The sequence below is a fragment of the Aquisphaera insulae genome (assembly GCF_011064615.1).
Lineage (GTDB): Bacteria > Planctomycetota > Planctomycetia > Isosphaerales > Isosphaeraceae > Aquisphaera > Aquisphaera insulae.
This window is the reverse complement of the sequence record NZ_JAALJH010000094.1, coordinates 1-25,571: the sequence shown is the minus strand read 5'-3', so window position 1 is coordinate 25,571 and position 25,571 is coordinate 1. Positions and strand designations below refer to the sequence as shown.

Annotated in this window: 8 protein-coding genes; 4 read left to right on the top strand and 4 right to left on the bottom strand. The window is 69.2% G+C overall.

Annotated features, from left to right (window positions below):
- The first annotated feature begins 355 nt into the window (after positions 1-355).
- Positions 356-8,740, top strand: coding sequence for a beta strand repeat-containing protein (locus G6O54_RS31080; RefSeq protein ID WP_165232656.1), 8,385 nt, complete (start codon positions 356-358; stop codon positions 8,738-8,740).
- 31 nt (positions 8,741-8,771) lie between these two features.
- Here G6O54_RS31080 and G6O54_RS31075 read toward each other — a convergent pair whose 3' ends face one another.
- Positions 8,772-13,316: a bifunctional serine/threonine-protein kinase/formylglycine-generating enzyme family protein gene (locus G6O54_RS31075; RefSeq protein WP_165232653.1), complete on the bottom strand. Its 4,545-nt coding sequence runs from the start codon at positions 13,314-13,316 to the stop codon at positions 8,772-8,774.
- A gap of 289 nt (positions 13,317-13,605) precedes the next feature.
- Between G6O54_RS31075 and G6O54_RS31070 the strand changes: the two genes are divergently transcribed.
- The 3 genes from G6O54_RS31070 to G6O54_RS31060 all read left to right on the top strand — a co-directional run bounded on the left by G6O54_RS31070 (position 13,606) and on the right by G6O54_RS31060 (position 16,087).
- Positions 13,606-15,081 carry an alpha-L-fucosidase gene (locus tag G6O54_RS31070; RefSeq protein WP_165232651.1) on the top strand — a complete coding sequence of 492 codons (1,476 nt, stop codon included), beginning with the start codon at positions 13,606-13,608 and terminating at the stop codon, positions 15,079-15,081.
- Between the two features lie 105 nt (positions 15,082-15,186).
- Complete coding sequence (locus G6O54_RS31065; protein WP_165232647.1) at positions 15,187-15,582, top strand: VOC family protein; 396 nt, start codon at positions 15,187-15,189, stop codon at positions 15,580-15,582.
- Between the two features lie 40 nt (positions 15,583-15,622).
- A complete protein-coding gene (locus tag G6O54_RS31060; protein WP_165232644.1) occupies positions 15,623-16,087 on the top strand; it encodes a GyrI-like domain-containing protein in 465 nt (154 codons plus the stop codon).
- 27 nt (positions 16,088-16,114) lie between these two features.
- Here G6O54_RS31060 and G6O54_RS31055 read toward each other — a convergent pair whose 3' ends face one another.
- The 3 genes from G6O54_RS31055 to G6O54_RS31045 form a co-directional block, all read right to left on the bottom strand.
- Positions 16,115-19,711, bottom strand: a complete 3,597-nt coding sequence (locus tag G6O54_RS31055) for an Ig-like domain repeat protein (protein ID WP_165232641.1) — start codon at positions 19,709-19,711, stop codon at positions 16,115-16,117.
- Between the two features lie 65 nt (positions 19,712-19,776).
- The gene (locus G6O54_RS31050; RefSeq protein WP_165232638.1) at positions 19,777-20,424 is read right to left on the bottom strand and encodes a PEP-CTERM sorting domain-containing protein; all 648 of its coding nucleotides are present in this window, start codon (positions 20,422-20,424) and stop codon (positions 19,777-19,779) included.
- 56 nt (positions 20,425-20,480) lie between these two features.
- Positions 20,481-25,571 (bottom strand): beta strand repeat-containing protein (locus tag G6O54_RS31045; protein ID WP_205679094.1); only part of this gene is annotated, 5,091 nt, incomplete at its 5' end.

Sequence of the window (25,571 nt, the reverse complement as noted above, 5' to 3'; positions counted from 1 at the left end):
TGGCTTTCGTATCTCTTCGTGGAGGCTCGTCATGGTTCGCGTTGGCGACGGCGGCTCCCCGGAGATCGGCCGGCAGGGCTCTCTCTTTCTTGGACTTGGTGACATCATCGTCATCTTGACATCATGCCTGCTCTGTCGAGACAATTTCCGGACGTCTCTTCACCGACCGGTTCCCGGACGTGGCCCACGGGCACGTTTCGCTCCCTCTGTGCCGCAATCGTTCTCCTGATTTCACGACGGGCGCCCGATCCGCCGTACTGATCAGACCATCGACGACGAATCGCTCCGGCCCGGGCTCCCCGACGATACGACTCGACCGCAGCCTGCGCACCCTCTCTGCCATCGAGTGAAACTCATGAATCGCTCTCTTCGGCCTCGATCGACGGTCTCGGCTCCTCGAAGTCGGTCGCGATCATCCGAGCGTCGCCGGTCGGTCGGCCTGCAACCCTGGCCCGAGGCGCTCGAGGACCGGACGTTGCTGGCGACGATCGCCTGGAACACGACCAAGGCTCCGACGGGCGGCGACTGGGATTTCGGCGACAACTGGGTCGGCGGCATCGTCCCCAAGACGGGTGACGTCGCGAGCATCACCGGTCTCAACAGCGCCTCCGTCGTCTACCTGGACTCGAACGCCTCGACTTCGATCCGCGGCCTGATCACCGACGCGAAGACCACGCTCCAGGTCCTCTCCGGGACGCTGGGCCTCAGCGCGGGCTCCTCTTCGACGCTCGCCGGGCCGATGCTGATCGGGGCGGGCGCCACCATGACGGTCGGCTCCTCGTCCTCGCTGACGATCAACGCCCAGACCCTGACCGACAGCGGGACGCTGACCTTCGGCACCGGATGCTCCGTCCTGTTCAGTACGAGTTTCAGCGCTCCGTCCGGAATCGTGGTCAACGGCGTCATGAACGCGACCGGCTCGACCTTCACCGGCGGCAACGCGAACTACACCGCCGCAATTTCCGTCGCCCCCAATGGCCGACTCAAGGCGAGCGGGAACACGTTCTCGATCACCCAGGTCTCGCTCGACGACGGCAGCGTGGTCAACCCCGGTGACCTCACCGGCAACACCTTCAACGCCGCCCTCGCCCTCCCCTACAACGACCTCCAGTACCTGGCCAACAACACGGCGTTCAACGCCATCAACATCAACGCGGGCACGCTCTCCACCGGCGTCCTGGCGAATGACACGCTCGCGCTCGACGCCATCGGCGCCAACACGTCGAAGCTGAGCTACGTGTTCCCGGCCGGGTTCACGATCGCGAGCGGGACGACGGTGAACGTGGCGGCCAACGTCAAGCTCGTCATCCCCGCCGGCCAGACCCTCGCCGTGAAGGGGGCGATGAACATGCTGGCGGGCGACTCGGTGGAGTTCGGCTACTCGTACGGTTCGACGACGTCCATCCGGGTCACCGGGACGCTCAACGCCGCCGGCACGACCTTCTATCAGGACTCCGCGTCGAACACCACCCAGGTCGCCGTCGGCCCCAGCGGCCACCTGCTGGCCAGCGGCAGCACGTTCGCGATCACCCAGGTCACGCTCGACGACGGGAGTGTCCTGAACGCCAACGACCTCTCGGGCAATACGTTCAACACCACCCTTGCCCTGCCGTATCGTTTCGTCCCGTACCTGACGAACAACACCGTCTTCAACGCCATCAGCATCAACGCCGGCACGCTGTCCACCGGCGTGCTGGTGAATGACACGCTGGCCCTGAGTGCGATCGGCGCCAACACGTCGAAGTTGAGCTACGTGTTCCCGGCCGGGTTCACGATCGCGAGCGGGACGACGGTGAACGTGGCGGCCAACGTCAAGCTCGTCATCCCCGCCGGCCAGACCCTCGCCGTGAAGGGGGCGATGAACATGCTGGCGGGCGACTCGGTGGAGTTCGGCTACTCGTACGGTTCGACGACGTCCATCCGGGTCACCGGGACGCTCAACGCCGCCGGCACGACCTTCTATCAGGACTCCGCGTCGAACACCACCCAGGTCGCCGTCGGCCCCAGCGGCCACCTGCTGGCCAGCGGCAGCACGTTCTCGATCACCCAGGTCACGCTCGACGACGGGAGCGTGCTGAATGCCAACGACCTCTCGGGCAATACGTTCAACGCCACCCTTGCCCTGCCGTATCGTTTCGTCCCGTACCTGACGAACAACACGTCGTTCAACGCCATCGACATCAACGCGGGCACGCTGTCCACCGGCGTTTTGCCCGGGAACACCCTCGCCCTGGGCGCCATCGGGGCCAACACGTCGAATCTGAGCTACGTGTTCCCGGGCGGGTTCACAATCGCGTCGGGGACCACGGTGAACGTGGCGGCCAACGTGAAGCTCGTGATCTCCGCCGGTCAGACCCTCGCCGTCAACGGCACGATGAACATGCTCGCCGGCGACTCGGTGGAGTACACCTACTCCTATGGGACCACCTCCTCGATCACCGTCGCCGGGACGCTGAACGCCGTCGGCACGACCTTCTATGCCGACTCCGCGTCGAACACCACCCAGGTCGCCGTCGGGCCTAACGGCCATCTCCTGGCGAGCGGCAGCACCTTCACCATCACCCAGGTGTCGCTCGACAGCGGCAGCGTGCTCAACGCCACCGATCTCATCGGAAACACCTTTAACAATCCCCTGTATCTCCCTTATCGCTACATCCAGTACCTGGCGAACAACATCGCCTTCAATGCCATCGGGATCAACGCCGGCACGCTGTCCATCGGCGTCCTGCCCGGGAACACCCTCACCCTGAACGCCATCGGCGTCAACACGTCCAAGCTGAGTTACCTCTTCTCCGGCAACTTCACCATCGCGTCGGGGACCACGGTCAACGTCGCCCCCTACGTCAAGATTGCCCTGGCTCCGGGCACGACCATCGCGACCCAGGGCACGATGAACCTCGTCCCCGGCGACACCGTCGAGTACCAGTACGCCTACGGCACCGCGCCGACCATCGCGGTCACCGGCATCCTCAACGCCGCCGGCACCACCTTTATCGCCGACTCGACCTCCAACACCACCCAGATCGTCGCCAACTACGGCGGACTGATCCGGATCAACTCGAGCACCATCGACATCACCGGGGTTGTCCTGAATTCGGGCTCGTCGGCGATCTTGAGCCAGGACGTCCTCAGTGGCAACCTCACCATCAACGCCGGGGCCAACGTCGGCGGTATCAACAGCCCGACGATCACCGGCAATGACTTCACCGGCGTCGCCGCCAAGGGGGTCATCGCCGTCGGAGACTCCACCGCCAAGATCCCCCTCTCGGGCAACTACTGGGGGACGACCGTGCCGTCGGAGATCGACGCCAAGATCCTCGACCACAACGACGACGCCACCCGGCCGACCATCGTCTATTCGCCCTACGTCAGCGGGACCAGCGGCACGTCCGCCAATCCCGCCACCATCACCTACAGCCCCACCGACCAGACGATCAACCTGAGCGCCACGGTCACCACCACCGGCGGCGTGCCGATCGACGAGGGGACCGAGACCTTCACCCTCTGGTACGGCACCACGTTGATCGGCCAGGCCACCGCGGCGGCCAACGTCTCGCACGGGAACGTGTCCGCGACCTACACGATCCCGGCGGGAACCCCGGCCGGACAGTACATCATCGAGGCCGATTACCTCGGCTCGAGCAAGTACCTCCCCTCGGTCGATCGGAACCATTTCCTCACCATCAACCCCGCCGCGACCGTCACCACCACGACCAACGCCGCGGCCACCTTCAGCGGCGTCTCCGACCAGACCATCGCGCTCTCGGCCCATGTCAGCAGCACCGCCGGGGCGGTCGACGAGGGGATCGTCACCTTCACCGTCTTCAGCGGCGGCAACCCCGTCGGCAGCCCGGTGATCGGCAACGTCTCGGCCGGCGCGTCCTCCGCCACCTACACGCTGCTCAAGGGGACCCCCGGCGGCTCGTACACGATCAAGGCCGTCTACACCGACCCGGTCAATTTCAGCACCTCGACCGGCACCAACGCGCTGGCCGTCGCCGCGGCCCCCACCGCCGTCGCGCCGACCGCCGCCTCCGCCACCTACAACAAGGTCTCGGGCGAGGGGCTGACGCTCTCCGCCACCGTCACCAGCGCCGCCGGGACCATCAACGAGGGCTCCGTCGCGTTCACGTTCCTGGACGGCGGCGGGAGCCCGATCGGGTCGACGGCCTACCTGGCCGTCGCCAACGGCGTCGCGACCGGCAACGCCTTCCTGCCCGCCGGGACGGTGCCGGGCTCGTACACGATCAAGGCGGTCTACAACGGCACGGCCAGCTATGCGACGTCGCTCCCGGTCACGTCGACCCTCGCGGTCAACGGCGCGGGCACGATCACAACGGCGGCCAACGCGTCCATCCCCGTCGGCGTGGCGGCCCAGGCGGTCACGCTCGCGGCCGTCGTCACCAGCGGCGGCAGTCCCGTGAACGAGGGGACGGTCACGTTCACGGTCATGAAGGGCGCCGCGATCGTCGGCACCGCGACCGCCGGCAGCGTCTCGGCCGGCAATGCCAGCGTCAGCTACACGCTGCCGGCGGGCACGGCGGCGGGCACGTACACGATCCAGGCCGTCTTCTCGGACCCGTCGAACTACCTCGGCTCGTCGGACCTCATCCACACGCTGACCGTCACCCAGCCGCCGGCGACGAAGCTGGTGCTCCACACCCAGCCCTCGGGCATCGCCTCGGCCGGGCAGGCGTTCGGGGTCCAGCCGGTCATCTATGCCGAGGACGCCAACGGCAACGTCGTCACGGGCGACAACAGCACGGTGGTGACCGTCGCGCTGGCCACCGGGTCGGGGCCGCTCCAGGGGACGCTCACCGCCACGGTCGTCGGCGGTATTGCCACCTTTGCGAATCTCGGCGACCTGAAGGCGGAAACGATCACTCTTTTGTTCACGAGCGGGAATCTCGCATCCGTCACGTCCGACCCGATCGTGGTCAGCCCGGCCGCCGGGACGAAGCTCGTGGTCACGCAGCAGCCCTCCGCGACGGCGACCGCCGCCCAGGTCTTCGCCGTCCAGCCGGTCGTCATGCTGGAGGACCAGTACGGCAACGTGATCGCCGGCGACAGCACCCACACCGTGACCGTCGCCCGCGGGACGAACGGGACGTCGACGCTGAAGGGGAACAACCTCACGGTCACGCTGGTCAACGGCGTGGCCACCTTCAGCGGGCTCTCGTACAACAAGGCCGAGGTGATGAACCTCAGCTTCACGACCAACGCGGCGGGGGTCGTCGCCGCGTCCTCCTCCAACATCACGGTCAGCCCGACGACGGCCAGCCAGATCGTGATGGGCCAGCAGCCGTCGGCGACGGCGACGGCCGGCGTGGTGTTCGCGACCCAGCCGATCGTCTACATCGAAGACCCTTACGGGAACCTCGTCTCGAGCGACAACAGCACCCAGGTGAAGGTGGTGCCCGGCTCCGGCGTGGGGCCGCTCCAGGGACCGACGACGGTGACGGTCGTCGGCGGCGTGGCCACGTTCACGGGCCTGGGCGACACGACGGCGGAGACTCTCACGCTGAAGTTCTCGAGCGGGCCGCTGAACTCGGCCACGTCGAACCCGATCGTCGTCGGCGCGGCGGCCGCCGTGGGCTTGAGGATTGACATCGAGCCCTACGAGAACGTCGTGGCGGGGACGCCACTGACCGATCCGATCGTGGTCAGCCTGGTAGACCAGTACGGGAACATCGTGACCTCGGACAACAGCAGCGTGGTCACGGCCTCGATGGCCACCGGCGGCGGCACGCTCCGCGGGACCTTGACGGCGAAGGCCGTGGCCGGCGTGGCCTCGTTCGACGACCTGGAGAACGACACGGCGGGGACGCTCACGCTCCAGTTCACGGCCGGGACCCTGCCGCCGGTCTTCTCAAGACCCTCGGTCGTCACGGCCGCTCCGGCCAAGGCCCTCAAGATCACGACCCGGCCGCCGGGCGGGATCATCGCCGGGCGGAAGTTCTCCGTGACCGTCGAGGCCAACGATCAATTCGGCAACGTCGACCCGAGCTTCAACGGCCCGGTGACCGTGGGCCTGGCGCCCGGCTCGACCGGCTCGCTCGGCGGCACGGTCACGGTCAACGCGGCGAACGGCGTGGCCACGTTCGCGAACCTGGTCTCCACGACCAGCGGGTCGATCGCGCTGGTGGCCAGCAACAGCGGGCTGACGACCTCGGCGTCCTCCGGCTCGATCCCGGTCGACCCGTCGACGCCCGCCGGGTTCGCGATCCGGACCCAGCCGTCCGCCTCCGCCGTCGCCGGCGCGGCGTTCGCGATCCAGCCCGTGGTGACCGAGGTCGACGAGTTCGGCAACGTCATCACGTCCGACAGCACCACCGTGGTGACCGCCCTGATCGGGACCGGCGCCGGCCCGCTCCAGGGGACCACGACCGCGACCCTCAAGAATGGCGTGGCGACCTTCGCCAACCTCGCCGCCAACGTCGCCGGGACGATCACCCTCCAGTTCGCCGGCCCGGGGCTGGGCTCGCCGGTAACCAGCCCGATCACGATCAAGGCGGCGGCGGCGAGCAAGCTGGCGATCCACGTGCAGCCGTCGGCCTCCGCGACCGCCGGCCAGGCGTTCGGCACCCAGCCGGTGGTCTACATCCTCGATCCGTACGACAACCTCGTCGCCGACGACAGCAAGACGGTGGTGACCGCCGCCCTGGCCAGCGGCGCCGGGCCGCTCCAGGGGACGACCTCGGTCACGGCCGTGGGCGGCGTCGCGAGCTTCACCAACCTGGCCGACAACCTCGCCGAGACGATCACGCTGAGGTTCACCGCCGGCAGCTTCACCGCCGGTCCGTCGACGACCACCGTCATCTCGGCGGCCGCCGCCGCGAAGCTCGTGATCCACACCCAGCCGTCGCAGGCGGCGACGGCCGGCGTGGCGTTCGGCACCCAGCCGGTCGTCTACGAGCTCGACGCCTACAACAACCGGGTCACCGCCGACAGCAGCACCGTGGTGACCGCCCTGGTGGCCGGCGGCGCCGGGCCGCTGAGCGGGACGCTCACGGCGACCGTGTCCGCGGGGATCGCGACCTTCTCCGGCCTGGCCGCGAACACGGCCGGGACGATCACCCTGGCCTTCGTCGCCGGTGCCATGACGTCGGCCGCGAGCGTGCCGATCGTCATCAGCCCGGCCGCCCCCAGCAAGCTGGTCTTCGCGACCCAGCCCGCGGCGTCGGCCGCGGCCGGCGTGGCGTTCCCGATCCAGCCCGTGCTCCACGAGGTGGATGCCTTCGGGAACCTCGTGACGACGGACAACGCGACCTCCGTGCTGGCCCGGATCGGCAGCGGCGCCGGTCCGCTCCGGGGGACGACCTCGGTCACGATCCGCGGCGGCGTCGCGACGTTCACCGACCTGGCGGACAACGCGGCCGGGCCCATCACGCTGACCTTCACCGCCGGCGGCCTGTCGTCGCCGGCGAGCAGCCCCATCACGATCAACCCCGGGCCCGCCGCCAGTCTGACGATCCAGAGGCAGCCCTCGACGTCCGCGGCCTCCGGCGTGGCGTTCGCGATCCAGCCCGTGATCGCGGAGCTCGACGCCTACGGCAACCTCGTCACGACCGACAGCACGACCGCGATCACGGCGACCCTGAGCGCCGGCGCGGGCCCGCTCCTGGGGACGACCACGGTCGTCATGAAGGGGGGCCTGGCCACCTTCACGGACCTCGCCGACGCCAGCCCGGAGGAGAACATCACGCTGGGCTTCTCCGGCGGCGGGCTGAGCACCGGCCCCTCGGCGGGCCTGAGCGTGACCAGCCCGCCCCCCAGCAAGCTGGTCATCCACGCGCAGCCGTCGGGCTCGGCGACGGCCGGCGTGGCGTTCGGCACCCAGCCGGTCGTCTACGTGGAGGACGCTTACGGCAACCTGGTCGTCAACGACAACACCACGATGGTGACGGTCACGCTGGCCAGTGGCGCGGGCCCGCTCCTGGGGACGACCACGGTGACGGCCCGCGGCGGCATCGCGACGTTCACCAACCTGTCGGACAACGTCGCCGGAACGCTCTCTCTGGTGTTCACAAGTGGATCATTGACGGCCGCGACGTCGTCGGGCGTGGCGGTCCGGCCCGGCCCGGCGGCGAAGCTCGAGATCGTGCAGCAGCCGTCGGGGTCGGCGGTGGCCGGCCAGGCGTTCGCGACCCAGCCCGTTGTCTACCTGGAGGACGCCTTCGGGAACCTGGAGGTCGACGACAGCAGCACGGTGGTGACGGCCGTCCTGGCTTCCGGCGGCGGCCCGCTGCAAGGCCCGACGTCGGTCGCGGTCTCCGGCGGCGTGGCGCGGTTCTCGGGCCTGGCCGATGCCTCGGGCGAGACGGCGTCGCTGCGGTTCGTCGCCGGCGGGATCAGCTCGGCGCCGACCGGCGCCATCGTCATCGCGGCGCCGTTGCCCGTGGTGGTGGGCGTCGCGCGGGGGAACGGGAAGCTGATCAAGAACGGCAAGGCGACGAAGACGAGCGTGCCCACGTTCACGATCGCCTTCAGCACGGCGGTCAACGCCGCGTTGTTCGGCAACCCGGGATACTACTCGGTGAGCTATTACACCAATGCGAAGCTGAAGCCGAAGGCGATCAAGGTCCAGTCGGCGACCGTCTCCGGCAACACGGTCGTGCTGACGCTGGGCGCGGCCCAGAAGTTCAAGTACGGCGGGACCATCGCCCTGAATGCGGCCCTCGGCGTGAGGAACTCGACGATCGCCATCCTCAAGGGGGGCGGCGGCGGCACGGCGAGCTGAGCGAGGACTTCGCCGTCGCGTGGCGTCGCGATCAGGGGAGCGTCCGGGCGACCCGGATGCCGTACAGGTAGCTGACGGCGTGGGGCGGGTCGGCGAAACGAACGGCGGATCTGGCGTAGCTGCCGTCCATGTTGTAGACCCCACCTCGAAGGACGCGGGTGATTCGATCCTTCAGGATCTCGGCCGAGGAGTCATCGGTTTGGCGTCCTCGCGCGTCGGGCGCATAGTCCCGTGCGCTGTCATGGCACCATTCGTAGGCGTTGCCCAGCATGTCGAAGATCCCGAGGTCATTGGGGTACAGGCTCCCGACCGGCCGGGCGTGGTTCCCGCTCTTCTCGCCGGTCCAGGCATAGTTCTCCAGGATCTTCGCCGAGGAGCCGAAGGGGCGGGCGGTGACGGCGCCCGCCCGGCACGCGTATTCCCATTCCGCCTCGGAAGGCAATCGATATCCACGGCGAGCGAGCGCGTCCGCCGGGATGGTCATCCCGGTGTCGTAATGGCCGCCATCGGCGGGCCGGTAGCACCACTGACCCTCGGGCAATCCGTCCTGCTTGCTGAGCCAGTTGCAGTACTGCGCGGCGAGATACCAGTTCACGCCGACCCAGGGGCCGCCGGGGATGACGCTGTAATCCTTGAGATCGGACTCTTCCGGGATGTCGAACTCCGGCTTGGGGATGTCGCCAAGGAACCGTTGAAACTGCTCGATGCTGACCTCCCTGGTGGAGATCGCGAACCGCCGGGGGATGGTCCTGGTGTGCTGTCGGACGGACGCGTCCCCGTTTGCCTCGGCCTCGCTCATCCCCATCGAGAACTCGATCGGCCCGTCGATCACGGCGAAGGTCTGCCCCTGGTTGTTGACGAACCACCGCCGGTCGCCGGGATCCCCCGGCTGCCGGAGGTCGCCGTCGATCGCCCTGACGACATCCACTTGCCTCCATCTCCGGAGTGCGAGATCCGCCGCGGCGTGGATCCCCGCGTCGGGGTGGTTGCGGTAGAGGTCCTTCAGGGTCTCGACCAGGGCCTCCCGACCGGCGGCGGGGATCTCGTCGATCGGGTAGGCGGCCAGGGCCAGGATCAGAGCACGAGAGGTCGACAGGCTCGGGTCGAAAAGCGTGTCCAGCGAGCTTTTCGCGCCGGCACGAGGAGGCTCGCGGGCGAACTCGGCGGCCACGACGGCGGCGGGGACGCCCAGGGGTTTCATCCAGTTGATGAGGAGGCTCCGAGCGGTCGGGTCCTTCGAGTGGGCGAGCAACGGCCAGGCGGCATCGGCCTTCCCCAGGCGGATCAGGGCCAGGGCCGCCAGGGCCTGCCGTTCCGCCGCCACGTCCGGGCCTTGCTGCCCTCCCCTTCCCTTCGTCAGCTCCGCCTGGACGAGCGGCGAGACGACGTCGGCCTGCTTCTCGGCGATGGCGAAGAAGGTCGGGAACGACTTCGGGTCGGCCGCCGTGAGCAGCTCCGACAGGAGCGCAGGGTCGTCGCTCGCGTAGTCGGCGAGGGCGATCGTGGAGACCTGATGCTCGGACTCGGGGCGAGCCCGATCCCGGAAGATCTCCGCCAGCGGGCCGGTGAGCCGTCGCCTCACGGGGCGGAGGGCCTCCAGCCATCCCGTCAGCGTCGCCGGATCGACCGCGACCAGCTCCTTGGCGATCGTCGGTGCCAGGCTCGACCAGAGCGGGTTCTCCGGGTCGTAGTGCGCCAGGGCGCTCGCGCATCGCAATACTTGAGAGTCGCCGGCCTTTGCGGCCTGGATGACCTCCCAGAGCTTCGGGGACAGTCGCTCTCGCTGCGGGTGCAAGGCGTCTCTGAGGACGGCAATCTCCTCGCGGGGGGCCTCGAAGAACCGGGTCTCGAGGTACGCGGCCTGGCCCGGGTCGACGTCCAGCAGGGCGAGGCTGGCGTTGAGCTTGGCCCGTGGCGAGGCCCACGGCTCGGCGATCACTCGCTTCAGCTCCGGGTCGGCCCAGCGGCGGAATTCGCCCAGGCCCTTCGCCAGGTTCGGGACCTGGCTCGCGTTGGCGTTCAGGAGCTGCTGGACCAGGCTGTGGGCGGCGCCGGCCCGGGCCTGGCCGGCCTCCTGGATCCGACTCCAGGCCGCGATCCCCCCGGCGGCGAGCAGGGCGGCCAGCGCCGCGAGGCCGATCGCGCGGATCCCGTGCACGCGCCCGGCCCGGCTCATCATCCGCCGCTGGGGCTCGGTCCAGTCGCCCCGGCGGGTCACGGCCCGGATGGTGGCCCATTCCGAGAGCGACGGCAGATGCCGGCTCTCGGGCCGGGTCTCCCAGATCGCCGCGCGGTCGGCCAGCCGCAGCTCGGCGCGGCCGCGGCGGGTCTCTCGCTGCTTGCGGCTCAGCCAGTCCCGGAGCGAATGGACGAGGTAGTCGTGGGTGAGCTGATAGTACCGCTCGCCCCGGCCCGCGGGCCGGGCATTCTCCCCCTCCAGCGACTCGGGGTCGGTCGGCGTGATCAGCCGCAGCTCGCCGTCGAGGATCTCCATCAGGTCGGCGAAGTCCCGGGGGCGGCCGGAATAGCCGGACGCCTCGCGGAGCTCGGATTCCGGTCGCATGCGGCCCTTGATGTCGGTGCCGGTGTGCGGCAGCAGGGCCTTCAGGACGGCCTGGGCCGCCCGCTGGTGCAGCCGGTGCTCGGGCGGCGCCGTGGAGAGGCTGAACGTCTCTTCCAGGAACGTCACCCCCACGCCTTGCGTGCCGCCGACCGCCTTCAGCGTGGCCGGCGTCCAGGGCTTCCCCTTGACCATCTCCGCGAACAGGGCCAGCCGCACCGAGATGACCTTGCCGTCCTGCGCCAGGCCCGCCACCGACTGCTCCAGGAACGCCCTCTGGTCGGATGTCAGCTCGGACGACTTCTCCGGCAGGACCCCGTGGGCATGGCCGAACGCCGCGAGCACCCGCCGTGCATGGAGCAGGTTGAAGAGGTCCACCGCGGCGGAATTCGTCCCCTCGACCAGGCGGATCTCCAGGTCGCGCATGAACCGCGTCGCCGCCATCCAGAAATCATCTCGGACCATGACGACGGCCTGGGCGTGGATGCCGTCGCACTGCCGGAGGGCTGCCACCAGCTCCGGCTCCGCGTCCTCGTGGCGGGCGAAGAGCCATTGCTCGAACTGGTCCAGGACCAGGAGCACCTTCTGCCCCTGGCGGAGGACCTGCCCCCGCCGGAGCGCCGCGAGCGACTCCACCAGGTCCATCCCCGCCTTCAGGTCGGGGCAGGCCTTCTGCAATCCGCGGAGCAGGCGGGCTTCCGTCTCCGCGGGCGTGGACTCGACGTAGACCGACAGGACATTGCCCTGCAACCGCGGCAGCAGTCCCGCCTTGACGAGCGAGGACTTTCCGCAGCCGGAAGGGCCGTAGATCAGGCCGACGCGGAACGTCGCGTCGGCGTCGATCGACTCGATCCGGGACTTCCAGAATCGGAGGCCCTCCGGCAGGCCGTCGCGGTCACGCGGGCCCGGCAGCAGCTCGAGGAAGAAGTCCGCGTCGTGGCGGTCGAACGACCGCAGGCCCTTGGGGACGACCCGGATCGCCCGGCTGTCGGAATCGGACCGGGCCGAGGTCGGCGTGGGGGTCGAGGCCTCCTGGGTCGAGATCGGGGCCGGGCCGTTCGAGGCCGCCGCGCTCGGCCGCGAGGGCGGGCCGGTGGTGCCCGGCGCCTGGGCCGACGCGGGGGCCTCGGTGGCGAGGAAGTGGCGAAGGTCCTCCGCCATGTCCCGGCCGGTGTCGTATCGCTCCGACGCCCGCTTCGCCAGGGCCTTCTGGCAGATCCGCTCGAGCTCGCGGGAGATCGTGTCGTTTATCTGGCGGAGCGGCCGGGGCTCGGACGTGGCGATCTGGTCCATCACCTCGGTCCGGGACTCGCCCCGGAACGGCTTCCGCCCGGCCAGCAGCTCGTAGAGGACCACCCCCAGGCTGAACAGGTCGGACCGGCCGTCGACCCGGTGCCCTTCCCCTCGGGCCTGCTCCGGGCTCATGTACGAGGGCGTCCCCGCGAGCCTCGCCCCCTTGCCATAATCCTCGTCCTTGAGCGCCAGGCCGAAGTCGGCCACCCAGGGCGCGCCGGACGCATCGATCAGGATGTTCCCCGGCTTGACGTCCCGGTGGACGAGCCCCCGGGTATGGGCATGATGGAGGGCCTCCGCGACGACCGCCGCCAGCTCCACGGCCTCCCGGATCGCGAGCCCGCCCTCTCTCAAGCGGCGTGCCAGGTCGCTCCCGTCGACGTACTTCGAAACCACGTAGCAGAGCCCGTCCGCGGTCCGGCCGAAGTCATAGACCGGGACGATATTCGGATGCGAGAGGCGGGCGAGTGCCCGGGCCTCCGCCAGGTAGACCTCCACGTCCCCGGCGGCGGCCACGCGCTCCGGATTGGGCACCTTGATCGCGACCGGCCGGTCGAGGTCGTCATCGTGCGCCAGGTAGACGCGGCCGAACCCCCCCTGGCCGAGTCGCCGCAATATTCTGAAACGCCCGATCCTCTCGGGATCGTGGCCCTCCGAGGGCCCGCCCGGCGTATCGGTGGTCTTCTGGCTGTCGGAATCCGACCAGTATTCGCCGTCTTGCATCGGGATGTTCGGAAGCATCCGCTTCAGGCTGGAACGGGAAGTCGTCGTCCACGGCGTCCGGCAAGCCCTGAGACCGGCTCCAGGATTCTACCCGACGGGCCTTGAGGGAGCCACCGCGTTGTCGGGGCCGAGTCGGGTGTTGGTGTGCGATCGTTGCGGGATCGGAGCCCACCGCAGCGGGAGGCCGCGTGCCGTCGTCCTTCGGACTTGCCCGGGCCGAGAGTTCTGTCACGATGGGGGGACGTTCGACGCGAGTCCCTCATCGGATCCACGAAATACCAGGTATGCCATGCGCTTCATGAATTGCATCGCCGCGACGCTTGCGGCCATCGCCCTTGGACCTACCGCCGCGGCCGACGACGTCACGCCCCCCGCACCCCATGGCCCGGTCCCGACCGATCGACAGCTCGCCTGGCATGAGATGGAGTTCTACGGCTTCGTCCACTTCACGGTGAACACGTTCACCGACCGCGAGTGGGGCAACGGGGATGAATCGCCGGACGTCTTCAATCCGACCGATTTCGACGCCGGCCAGATCGCGCGAACGGCCAGAAGGGCGGGCATGGCCGGGCTGATCCTCACGGCCAAGCACCACGACGGCTTCTGCCTCTGGCCCAGCAAGTACACCGAGCACTCGGTGAAGCACTCGCCCTGGAAGCACGGCAAGGGGGACGTCGTCCGCGAGATGGCCGACGCCTGCAAGGCGGAAGGGCTGAAGTTCGGCATCTACCTCTCCCCCTGGGACCGCAACCACGCGGAGTATGGCCGGCCGGCGTACATCGAGTACTACCGCAACCAGGCGCGTGAACTGGCCACGCAGTACGGCCCCCTCTTCGCCGTCTGGTTCGACGGCGCCAACGGCGGCGACGGCTACTACGGCGGCGCCCGCGAGACCCGCAGGATCGACAATCGCACCTACTACGACTGGCCGAACACCTGGGCGATCCTGCGCAAGCTCCAGCCGATGGCCTGCTTCTTCAGCGACGCCGGGCCGGATTTCCGCTGGGTCGGCAACGAGAGCGGCATTGCCGGCGATCCGTGCTGGGCCACGCTCGACCTGACCCGCCCCGGCCGGCATCCCGGCGGCACCAGCGAGGGCCTCAACTCCGGCGAACGCCCCGGCACCGCCTGGATCCCGGCCGAGTGCGACGTCTCCATCCGACCCGGCTGGTTCTACCACGCGGCCGAGGACGCGAAGGTCAAGACGCCCGATCAACTCCTCGACATCTACTTCAAATCCGTCGGCCGAGGTGCCTCGCTGAACCTGAACCTGCCGCCGGATCGCCGCGGCCGGATCGCCGAGCCCGACGTGAAGTCGCTCAATGGCTTCCGCGCGATCCTCGACGCGACCTTCGCTCGGGACCTGGCCCGCACGGCCCGGCTCACGGCCTCGAACGTCCGCGGCGGCTCCGATGCGTACGCCCCGGCCAACCTCGTCGACGGCAAACGGGCGACCTACTGGGCCACCGACGACGCGGTGAAGGCCGCCGAGCTCATCCTCGATTTCGACGCCCCCGCGACGTTCGACGTGATCAGCCTCCGCGAGTTCCTCCCGCTGGGCCAGCGGATCGAGTCCTTCGCCCTGGACCGATGGGCCGACGGCGCCTGGCATGAGTTCGCCCGGGGCACGAGCGTCGGCAGCCGGCGGCTCCTGCGGGTGCCGGCCGTCACGACCGGCCGGGTGCGCCTCCGCCTGGGCGCAGACGCCTGCCCGGCGCTCGCCGAACTCGGCCTGTACGCCTCGCCCGCGGCGGCCCGTCCCTGACGAGAGTTCGCCTGGACTCCTGAACAAAATTCCTCTACGATCGCGACCTCCCCGGCCGATGAGCAGGTAGGTCCGGCTGTAACCGCAGAGGTCAAGGAGCCCCCCATGCCCAGCAAGGTCACGACGTTCCTGATGTTCGAGGGGAAGGCCGAGGAGGCGATGAGGCTCTATGTCTCGGTCTTCTCCGGCTCGGAGGTCGTCTCGATCGAGAAGTACGGCCCGGGGCAGCCCGGCGCGGAGGGCTCGATCCGGCTGGCCGAGTTCTCGCTGGCGGGGCATCGCGTGAAGTGCATCGACAGCCCGATGAAGCACGGCTTCACGTTCACGCCCTCCATCTCCCTGTTCGTCGACTGCGTGGACGAGGCGGAGTTCGACCGCGCCTTCGCGACGCTCGGCGAGGGGGGGGCCGTGATGATGCCCCCCGGGAACTACGGCTTCAGCACCAAGTTCGCCTGGATCGCCGACCGATTCGGCGTATCCTGGCAGCTCAACGTCCCGTGAATCTTCGAACGTCCGCTCGTGCCCCCGCAGGAGTCCATCCATGCCCGGCGTGATCCAGGTCGTCGATTCCCCCTCGCGATCCGCGGCCGTGATTCGGATGACGGTCCCCCAGCGCGAGCTGCCGACCGTGATGAAGCCGGCCATCGACGAGCTCCTCGCCGTCCTGAAGGCCCAGGGCGTGAGGCCCGCCGGTCCGCTCTTCAATCATTACCTGAGCATGGACGGTGGGCTCTTCGAGTTCGAGACGGGCTATCCGATCGATACCCCGATCGAGCCCTCCGGCCGGGTGAGCCCGGGCGAGCTGCCGGCCGCGAAGGTCGCGCGCACGGTCCATTTCGGGCCCTATGAGAACCTCCGTCACGCCTGGGCCGTCCTCGACAGCCTTGTGCGGGCGGAGGGCCTCACCCCCGTCGGCGGGATCTGGGAGTCGTACCAGGTCGGCCCGGAATCGGGCCCCGATCCGTCCCAGTGGCGGACGGAGCTGAATCAGCCGATCGCCGGGTGAGGGACATCTGGAGGCCCGCCCGGCGGTTCACGAGTGGGACCCCTGCCGCTTCTTGACGGCGTTGAAATCCGCAACGGTGACGAAGCCGTCGCCGTCGATGTCGGCCCAGATCGTGATCGGCTCTGCGCCCTGGATCTGGTTGCGGACGTCCACCAGGTCCTGGCTGTTGACCTTGCCGTCGCCGTTCACGTCGCCGGGGAGGACGGAGAATCGCGTGATGTCGTCCGCCAGGAGCGGGATCTTGCCCGAGGCCGATTGGACGAGGCGGGCGCCGATCGTGGCCATGAGCGTGTCCACGCCCAGCGCGGAAGGCAGCGTCCACGTCGCCCGATAGGTCAGGGGAGAATAGGCGAACCCGGAGGTGGAGTCGCGACCGGCGGAGCCGCTGAGGGTGAGCGCCTGGGCGTTAACGATGACGTCGTCGCTGAAGACCACCACGATCCCCGTGATGTTCCCGAACGAGAGGTCGCGGCCCAGGCCCCGGATCGACATCGTCCGCGAGCCCCAGCGGACGAGGACGTCGGTCACCTTCGGGTGGACCGTGAGCGTCGCGGGGACGAACGTCGTGAAGTCATAATTCGCCGCGGAGAGCGTGCCCACGTCCCCCGTGATCGGATAGGTGCCGGCCGGGCTGGTGACGTTCGCGCCCGCAGAGATCGCGGGCCGTCCGCTCACCACCGAGTCGGTGTCTCCGTTGACGAACCCCGATACGGCGTAATCGAACGTCGGCAGCGAGTCGCCGTGGGCGATGTCGGCATCCTTGAGCGTCACGGTCAAGGGGGCCTTGTTGACGACCTGCGTCCAGTCGAGCGACGCGCTGTTCACGAAGTTGCCCGTATCGCTGACGAACACGGCCTGGATGTGGTGGGTTCCAGCGGGCAGTGTGCTGATGTCGAAGATCGCTCCGGCGCCGTTGAGCACGGGGAGTGTCCGGAAAGGCCTCAGCAGGTCGCCGTCGTAGAAGGCCAGGGTCCCGGTCGGCATGCCCGCGCCCGGCACCTCGACGACCACGACGGCGGAGACGGTGATCGTCTGGCCGTACGTCGAGGGACTGGGCTTCGCGTTCAGCAAGGTGGTGGTGAACGCGGGGTCCACCTCCTGATCGATCGCGGGCGAGGCGCTCGCGTCGAAGGTGGCGTCGCCGCTATAGACCGCGGTGATCTCGTGCGTCCCGGCCTCGAGGTCGGCGATTTCGAAGGTCGCCGTGAGTCCGTCCAGCCCGGCGCTGCCGATGTAGTCGCCGTCGGAGTAGAAGTCCACGGTCCCCGTGGGAGTTCCCAGGCTCGGGTCGTCGGGGTCGACCGTGGCCGTGAAGGTGATCTCCTGGCCGTAGTAGGACGGGAATGGGGCCGCGGAGGACGCGACGCTCACGGTGGTCCCGCCCTGGGAGATCGTCTGGCCGGTTGTCGAGGAACTGCCGAAGAAGGCATCGTCCCCCTGGTAGTCGGCCTCGATGGTGTGCTCGCCGGCGGCGAGGTCCGACGTCGTGAAGGTCGCGATCCCATCGATGAGCGGCCCTGAGCCCAGGAAGGTGCCGTCGTCGTAGAAGTCGACCTCGCCGGTCGGCGTGCCGTTGTCCGGGACCTCCGCGACGACGTACGCCACGAAGGTCACCGGCTGGCCGGCGGGGGCGGGGTCGGACTGAGCTTCGACGCCCGTGTCGGTGGTGGCCTTCGCGGTGATGCTGAGGATCAGGCTCTTTCTGTCGTAGATCGACTTCAGGTATCCGAGTTCCTCGCGGGCGAAATCGCCGGACCTTGAGGAGAACAACAGCACCCGGAAGACGTCGTCGGACTCGGGGACGAAGCCGTTGATCAGGCGAGCGTCCAGCGTGCCGTCCAGGCTGACCGGGCCGAACGCCTCGATCTGCCCATACCCCTCGCCGGCGACCGTGCCGCCGAGGCCGACGCGGAACGTGGCGGCGGCGGCCTCCGTGAAGGCGCCCGCGATGGTCAGTTCACCCGGACCGAGGTCGATCACCCCCGAATTGACGAAGTTGCCCCCGACGAAGGCCGTCCCCCCTCCGTCCGTCAGGGTGAGCGTCCCGCCTGCCTGGGTGGCGTCGCGGAAGACGCTCAACGAGCCCGAACCGATCGTGATCGTGCCCGAATTCCGGAGCGTGTCGGCGACGATCAAGGAACCCTGATCGATGGTGATCGTCCCCTCGTTGTCGAGCTTGGTTGTGAACTCGATCCCTCCCGTGTCGGTCAGCTCGATAGTCCCCTCGTTCTGGAGGTCCACCTCGATCCTCGGCGATGCGCCGTCCCCGGCCGACTCGATCAGGCTGCCCTCGTTCCGGAACGTGTCGGCCTCGTCGTCGCTCGACGCGTGGATGCTGGAATCGCTCCCGACGAGGAGGATGGAACCGTTCGCCTGATTATCGAGCGTCGCTCCCTTGGTCAGAGTCAGGCCGCCGATGAAGGTCGTGCCATTCAGGGTGGCGATCCCGTCGTTGTCGAGCGTCGTCCCGGAGAGGATCTCCGCACCTCCGAGGGCTGGATGACCGATCGAGAGCGCCCCCTCGGTCGTCACGACACCGCCGCCGCGGATCGTTCCATCCTGCCAGGTCATGGCGGAGGACACGTCGAGGGTCCCGGCGACGTCGAGGTCAACGCCCGTCGTCAGGAGCTCGCCCTCGCCGCCGATCGTCGCCGACACCGGGACATGGAACGTCGTCGGGGTGGAAGCCGAGATGGGCGTGTACAACTCGAGCATGGCGCCGGAAGCAAGGTTGAAAGAGCCCCCGAGCGATCCGTCGAGACCCAGCGTGAGCGTCCCGCCCTCGACCTCGGTGTCGCCGGAGCCCGACTGCTCGAGGTGAGCCAGGATCCCGACGGAGTCGAACGTGGGGTCTCCCACATCGGTCGTGAATTTGCCGTCGTTCCGGAACTTCGACGAGGCGTCGCCGACGATCTCGGCGCCGGCCACGGCATGGAACTCGCCTAGTGATTGGTTGTGGAAGACGGCGCCGTCCTTCAGGGTGAGGTTGGCCGTCTTCAGGAGCGTGGCATCACCGGAGTTCTCGAGCGTGCCCCGATCCAGGATCAGTCGGTCGATACCCTGCTCGTCATAGACGTCATCGGCATCGCCCAGGATCAGGCCACCTTCGGGCGAGAACGTGGAGGCCGTGATCGTTCCCGCCTTCCAGGTCGTCTCGCCATCCACCGTGATGTCGCCGCCCGCGGAGATGTCGGACTGGAGGGACGTCAGAGAGCCGACCACCTTGAGCGACCCACCGAGGGTGAACGTGCTGTCGGTGAGTTCCAGACTCCCCGCGAAGGTCGTCCCGCCATCGGTCTTCGGCTGGGCGAAATTGAAGACCACGCGTCCGGCGGCGACGGTCGCGGGGAGCTTCAGGAAATCGCCCCCCGAGTAGTCGATCTCGGCCGTGTCATTCGCGGTGGGGACGTGGTGATCGGGTATCGCCGGATACCTGGCTTCGTCGGTCCAGTTCCGGGGATCGTTCCACTCGTACGGATCCGGATCGTCGGGGGGATGGCCGTCGGGTGCCCAGTACATGACCGACAACAGGCTACGTGTCTCGAGCCGCTCGAGTGAGAGCCGCTGCTTGCGGGCGATTCGATGGCGAGGAATGGAGTCCCGACGTGGTCCAATGGCTCTCATGGCCGATTCCCTGGAAGCGTGCGGTCTCGGGTGGGAAATCTCATCGAGGAGAGGGCGGAGTGGCGTCAGCTCGGATCGGGGCCTCGCCTCAATCGTCGGCGAGCGAGCGAGATCGCCCCTACGCCGGTCGCCGCGGTGGCCATGGCGACGACCGACGGCGGCTCCGGCACGGCCGAGGCGGTCACGGTGATCGTCCCGCCGGTCGCGGAGAGGCCGTCGATCGGGGCGCCGGTCACATCCGTGACCTCCGTGCCGTCTCCGGCCACCACCGAGACCGCGACCGGGCCGGACGCCGCCCACGACGCCACCGAGAACTCCACGTGCATCAGGCCCACCGTCGCACCATCCGTGAGGGTGGCGTAGCCCGGCGAGGTCATGTCCGTGTCCAGCGCGGTCAGATTCGTCGAAGGCAGGGTCGTCACGTTGAACGGCGGCGGGCTCTGGAGCGTCCCGAAGACGTAGGCCGGGGACGTCGCCGTCGTCACGGCGGTGAACGTCACCCCGGAGGACGTCGCGACCGAGACCTCCACCGAGAAGCCCCCCACGTCAACGTCGCCGCCCGACTGGTTGATCAGGACGACGTCGAACGCGCCCGCGCCGCCGGCCGCGGCGGTCGTGGACCGGACCTCGATCAGGAGCCCGGCCAGGGCCGGCGTCGGCATCGAGCCGGTGATCGCGGCGAGGATCGGAATGGCAAGATATCGGAATCGCATCAGGTGATTCTCCGCGATGGATGACAATCAATTAGGCGCCCGGCGAGGAGGTCGGCTCACGGCAGCCGGGTGCCGATCAGCTTGCGGATCTGGTTGTAATTCGCCAGGCTCGGCGAGCCGGTGCCGAGCACGTCCAGGAAGACCAGCGGGATCGGCACCGGGGCGAACTCCAGGTAGCCGTTGCGCTCGATCACCGCGTCCTGGACCGTCACCGAGCCGTCGTCGTTCACGTCGCCCGGGAGTACGTCCATCCGGCCGCTGAATGCCGCGATGCCCGCCCCCTGGATCGAGATCGTCACCCGGTCCGCCGCATTGATTGGCTTCGCGAACGTCAACACGTAGCTGGTCCCGGAGCCGCTGATCGTCACCGGGCCGTAGTTCGTCCCCGACTTGCCGATCACCGACACCTCGCTCGCGGTCAGCGTCGCCGCCTTGCTCAGCGTGATGCCCACCCGATCGATCCCGTACCACGGCAGGTCGGTGGTGCGGCCGGTCGGCAGCAGGCGGCCGTCGGTGCCCAGGGTCAGCGCCGAGGTCCCCGCCGTGCCCCACGACACCGACACGCCCGAGACCGCCGCCGGGGCGGCCGGCGTGACCGTCAGGGCCGTGCTCGCGACCACGCCGGCCAGCGACGCGGCGATCGTCGTCGTCCCCGGGGCCACGGCCGTCGCGACGCCCCGCGAGCCGGCCGCGTTCGAGATCGTCGCCACCGCCGTCTTCGACGACGACCACGTCGCCAGGCCGGTCACGTCGGCCGTCGTGCCGTCGGTGTACGTGCCGGTCGCGGCGAACGCTTGTGAACCTCCGGCCTCGACGGACGGGCTCGACGGGCTGACCGCGATCGACACCAGCGCCGCCGGGCTCACCGCCAGGGTGGTCGAGCCGACGATTCCGCCGAGGGACGCGGCGATCGTCGTCGAGCCCACGGCCAGGGCCGAGGCCAGGCCCTTGGCGTCGATCGTCGCGACCGCCTCGTCGGACGAGGTCCACGCCACGGCGCCGGTGAGGTCGGACGTGGAGCTATCCGAATAGGTCCCCGTGGCCGTGAATGCCTGGGTCAGCCCCTTCGCCACGCTCGAGCCGGCCGGCGTCACGGCGATCGATTCCAGGATCGCGGCCGTGACGGTGAGCGTCGTCGCGCCGACGACCGTGCCGAGCGTGGCCGTGATCGACGTCGAGCCCTTGCCCACGCCGGTCGCCAGGCCGAGCGTCGTGACCGTGGCGATCGAGGTGTTGGCGGAGGCCCACGCGACCTTCGAGGTCAGGTCGGCCGTGGAGCTATCCGAGTAGGTCCCCGTCGCGGTGAACGCCTGGGTCAGGCCCTTCGCGACGCTCGGGTTCGCGGGCGCGACGGTGATGCCCCGGAGCACGGCCGCCGTGACGGTGATCGAAGTCGAGCCGGCGATAGCCCCGAGCGTCGCGGTGACCCTGGTCGAGCCGAGGTTCACGCCGGTGGCGACGCCGCCCGCGGAGATGGTCGCGATGGTGGCATCGGCGGTCGTCCATGCGACCTGGGACGTGAGGTCGGCGGTGGTGTTGTCGGAATAGGTCCCCGTCGCGGTGAACGCCTGGGTCAGGCCCTTCGCCACGCTGGCCCCGGCGGGGGTGACGGCGATCGAGGTCAGGGCCGCGGCCGTGACGGTGATCGAGGTCGAGCCGACGACCGTGCCCAGGGTCGCTGAGATCGACGTCGTGCCCTTGCCGACGGCCGTCGCTAGGCCGGTCGCGTCGATGGTGGCCACGGCCTTGTCGGCCGAGGCCCACGTCACCTTCGAGGTCAGGTCGACGGTCGACTTGTCGGAATAGGTGCCGGTCGCCTTGAACGACTCGGTCTGGCCCTTCGCGATCGTCGTGCCGGCCGGGGTGACGGCGATCGAGGTCAGGGCCGCGGTCGTGACGGTCATCGTCGCCGTGCCCGAGACGCCGCCGAGCGCCGCGGCGATCTTGGCGCCGCCGACGGCGATCGCCGTGGCCACGCCTTGCGTGCCGGGGGCGTTGGAGACGGTCGCCACCGAGGTCGTGTCGGAGGTCCAGGTCACCAGGTCGGTCACGTCGACCTTCGTGCCGTCGGTGTACGAGCCGGTGGCCGTGAAGGAGGCCGTCTCGCCGACGGGCACCGACGTCCCGGCCGGCGCCACGGCGATGCTCGCGAGCGTCGCGGCGGTCACGGTCAGCGTCGTCGTCCCGAGGACACCGCCGACGGATGCCGAGATCAGGGTGGATCCCTTCGTCAGCGTCGTCGCCAGGCCCTGCGAGCCGGCCGCGTTGGAGATGGTGGCGACCGACGCGTCCTTCGAGGTCCAGGTCGCCGTCGTCGTCAGGTCCTTGGTGCTGCCGTCGGTGTAGGTGCCGGTCGCGGCGAAGGCCTCGGTCAGGCCCAGGGCCACCGAGGGGTTCGCCGGCGTGAGCGAGATCAGGACGAGAGTCGCCGGGGTGACCGTGAGCACGGTCGAGCCGCTCACGCCTGACAACGCGGCGGCGATCGTCGTGGTCCCGGTGGTCAGGGCGTCCGCCACGCCGAGCGCGTTGATCGTGGCGACGGCCGGGGCCGACGAGGTCCACGTTACCTGCGAGGTCAGGTCGGCGGTCGTCTTGTCGGAATACGTCCCGGTCGCCGTGAACTGCGTCGTCAGCCCCTTCGCCAGGCTCGGGCTGGCGGGCGTGACGGCGATCGACTGGAGCACGCCCGCGGTGACCGTCAGCGACGCGGAGCCGATGACCTCGCCCAGCGTGGCCGTGATCGACGTCGACCCCTTGCCCACGCCGGTGGCCGTGCCCGTGGCGTCGACGGTGGCCACGGCCTTGTCGGCCGAGGCCCAGGCCACCTTCGAGGTCAGGTCGGCCGTCGTCTTGTCGGAATACGTGCCGGTCGCCGTGAACGCCTGGGTCAGCCCCTTGGCGATGGAGGCCGAGCCGGGCGAGACGGAGATGCCCTGGAGGACCGCGGCGGTGACCGTCAGCACGGTCGAGCCGGCGACGGTGCCGAGCGTCGCGGTGACCTTGGTCGAGCCGAGGTCCACGCCGGTGGCGACGCCCCCGGCGGCGATGGTCGCGATGGTGGCATCGGCGGTCGTCCACGCGACCTGGGACGTGAGGTCGACGGTCGACTTGTCGGAGTAGATGCCGGTCGCCGTGAAGGACTGGGTCAGGCCCTTGGCCACGCTCGGGTCGGCGGGCGTGACCGTGATCAGGGTTAGCACGCCGGCCGTGACCGTGAGCGTCGTCGAGCCGACCACGCCGCCGAGCGTGGCCGAGATGGCGGTCGAGCCCTTGCCGACGCCGGTGGCCAGGCCGGTCGAGTCGATGGTCGCGATCGTCTTGTCGGCCGAGGCCCAGGTGACTTGGCTGGTGAGGTCGGCCGTGGAGTTGTCGGAGTAGGTCCCCTTGGCGGTGAATGCCTGGGTCAGCCCCTGAGCAAGGCTCGGATTGGCGGGCGAGACGGCGATGCTCTCGACGACGGCCGGCGTGACGGTGATCTTCGTGGAGCCGCTGATGGTTCCCATCGCGGCCGTGATCGTCGTCGTGCCCACGGCGACGCCCGTCGCGGCTCCGGAGCTGGTGACGGTGGCGATGGCCTTGTCGGCCGTCGTCCAGGTGACCGAGCCGGTGATGTCGGCGGTGGAGTTATCCGAGTAGGTCCCCGTCGCCGTGAGCTGCTCCGAGAGCCCCTTCGCCACGCTGCTGCCGGCCGGCGTGACCGCGATCGACTCGAGGATCGCGGCCGTGACCTTGAGCGTCGTCGAGCCGACGATCGAGCCGAGCGTGGCGCTGATCTGGGTGCTGCCGATGCCGGCGCCCGTGGCCACGCCGGCCGCATTGATCGCGGCGATGGCCGTGTTGGCCGAGGCCCACACCACCTTCGAGGTGATGTCGGCGGTCGAGTGATCGGTATAGGTGCCCGTGGCCGTGAACGACTTGGTCAGCCCCTTCGCCACACTCGGGTTCGCGGGCGTGACCGCGATGCTCTGAAGCGCCGCGGCGGTGACCGTCAGCGTGGTGGACCCGCTGAGACCATCGAGCGTCGCGGTGATCGTCGAGGTCCCGATCGCCAGCGTCTGCGCCACGCCCTGGCTGCCGCTCGCGTTCGAGATGGTGGCGACACTCGTGCTGGCGGAAGCCCAGGTCACCTGGTTGGTGAGGTTGGCCGTCGAGCCGTCGGAGTACTTGCCGACGGCCGTGAACGCCTCGGTCAGTCCCTTGGCGACGCTGGGATCGGCGGGCGTGACGGCGATTGAGGTCAGCACCGGCGCGACGCTCGCCTTGAGCACGAGCGCCGTGGTCGTGTAGCTCGCCCCCAGCGAGGTGCCCGCCGGGAAGCCGTGGGGCACGATGCCGGCATACTGCCCCGCGTGCGGGTTGTAGCCGACGACGGAGAACGTCGCGCCGTCGCCCGGCGCGAAGCCGTTGATCAGGTCGACATCGAGCGTGCCGTCGAGCGTCGCCTTGCCGGAGACGTTGAGCTGGCCGTAGCCGGTCCCGGGATTGGGCCCGCCGAGGTTGATGATCGTGCTCGCCGATGCACCCTGGGTGTAGTTGCCGCTGATGCTCAGGATCTCCGCCCCGCCGGCGCCGCCAGGTACGACCTGGCCGCCCGTGTTGGCGACGTTGCCATTCACCGTCCCGGCCCCGCCGAGCGAGCCGCCGTTGAGGGCGACGCTGCTCGTCGTCGAGGCCAATGTGCCGCCGTTGGCGAGCGTGGTGCCGCCGCCCGACTGCGTGTAGGCGCCGGTCGCCGTGAAGGTGCTGCCCTTGCCGACCGTGACGCCGCCGGCATTGGAGAAGCCCCCCGGCGTGGTGACGTTCCGCCCGTCCTGGATGGTGAAGCTCCCCGCCGCGGCGTTCGTCGCGAAGCCCCGAAGCGCGTCATTGTTGTTCTGGTCGATGATGCTCGATGCGCCGCCGATCAGCTCGATCGCCGCTGCGTTCGTGACGATGTTAGCATCGTTAAACTGAAGCGTCGCCGAGACCACGTAGCTGCCCCCCGTCAGCGTGCTCTTCGCCGACGAGAAGTTGCTGAACGTGCCCTGGATGTCGAGCGTTCCGGAGGCGGCCTGGACGGTGCCGGAGTTGGTGAGGGCGATGTTGCCGCCGACGGTGCTGGTGCCGGTGCCGTCGGTCTTGGCGAGCGTTCCGGCGTTGACGAAGGA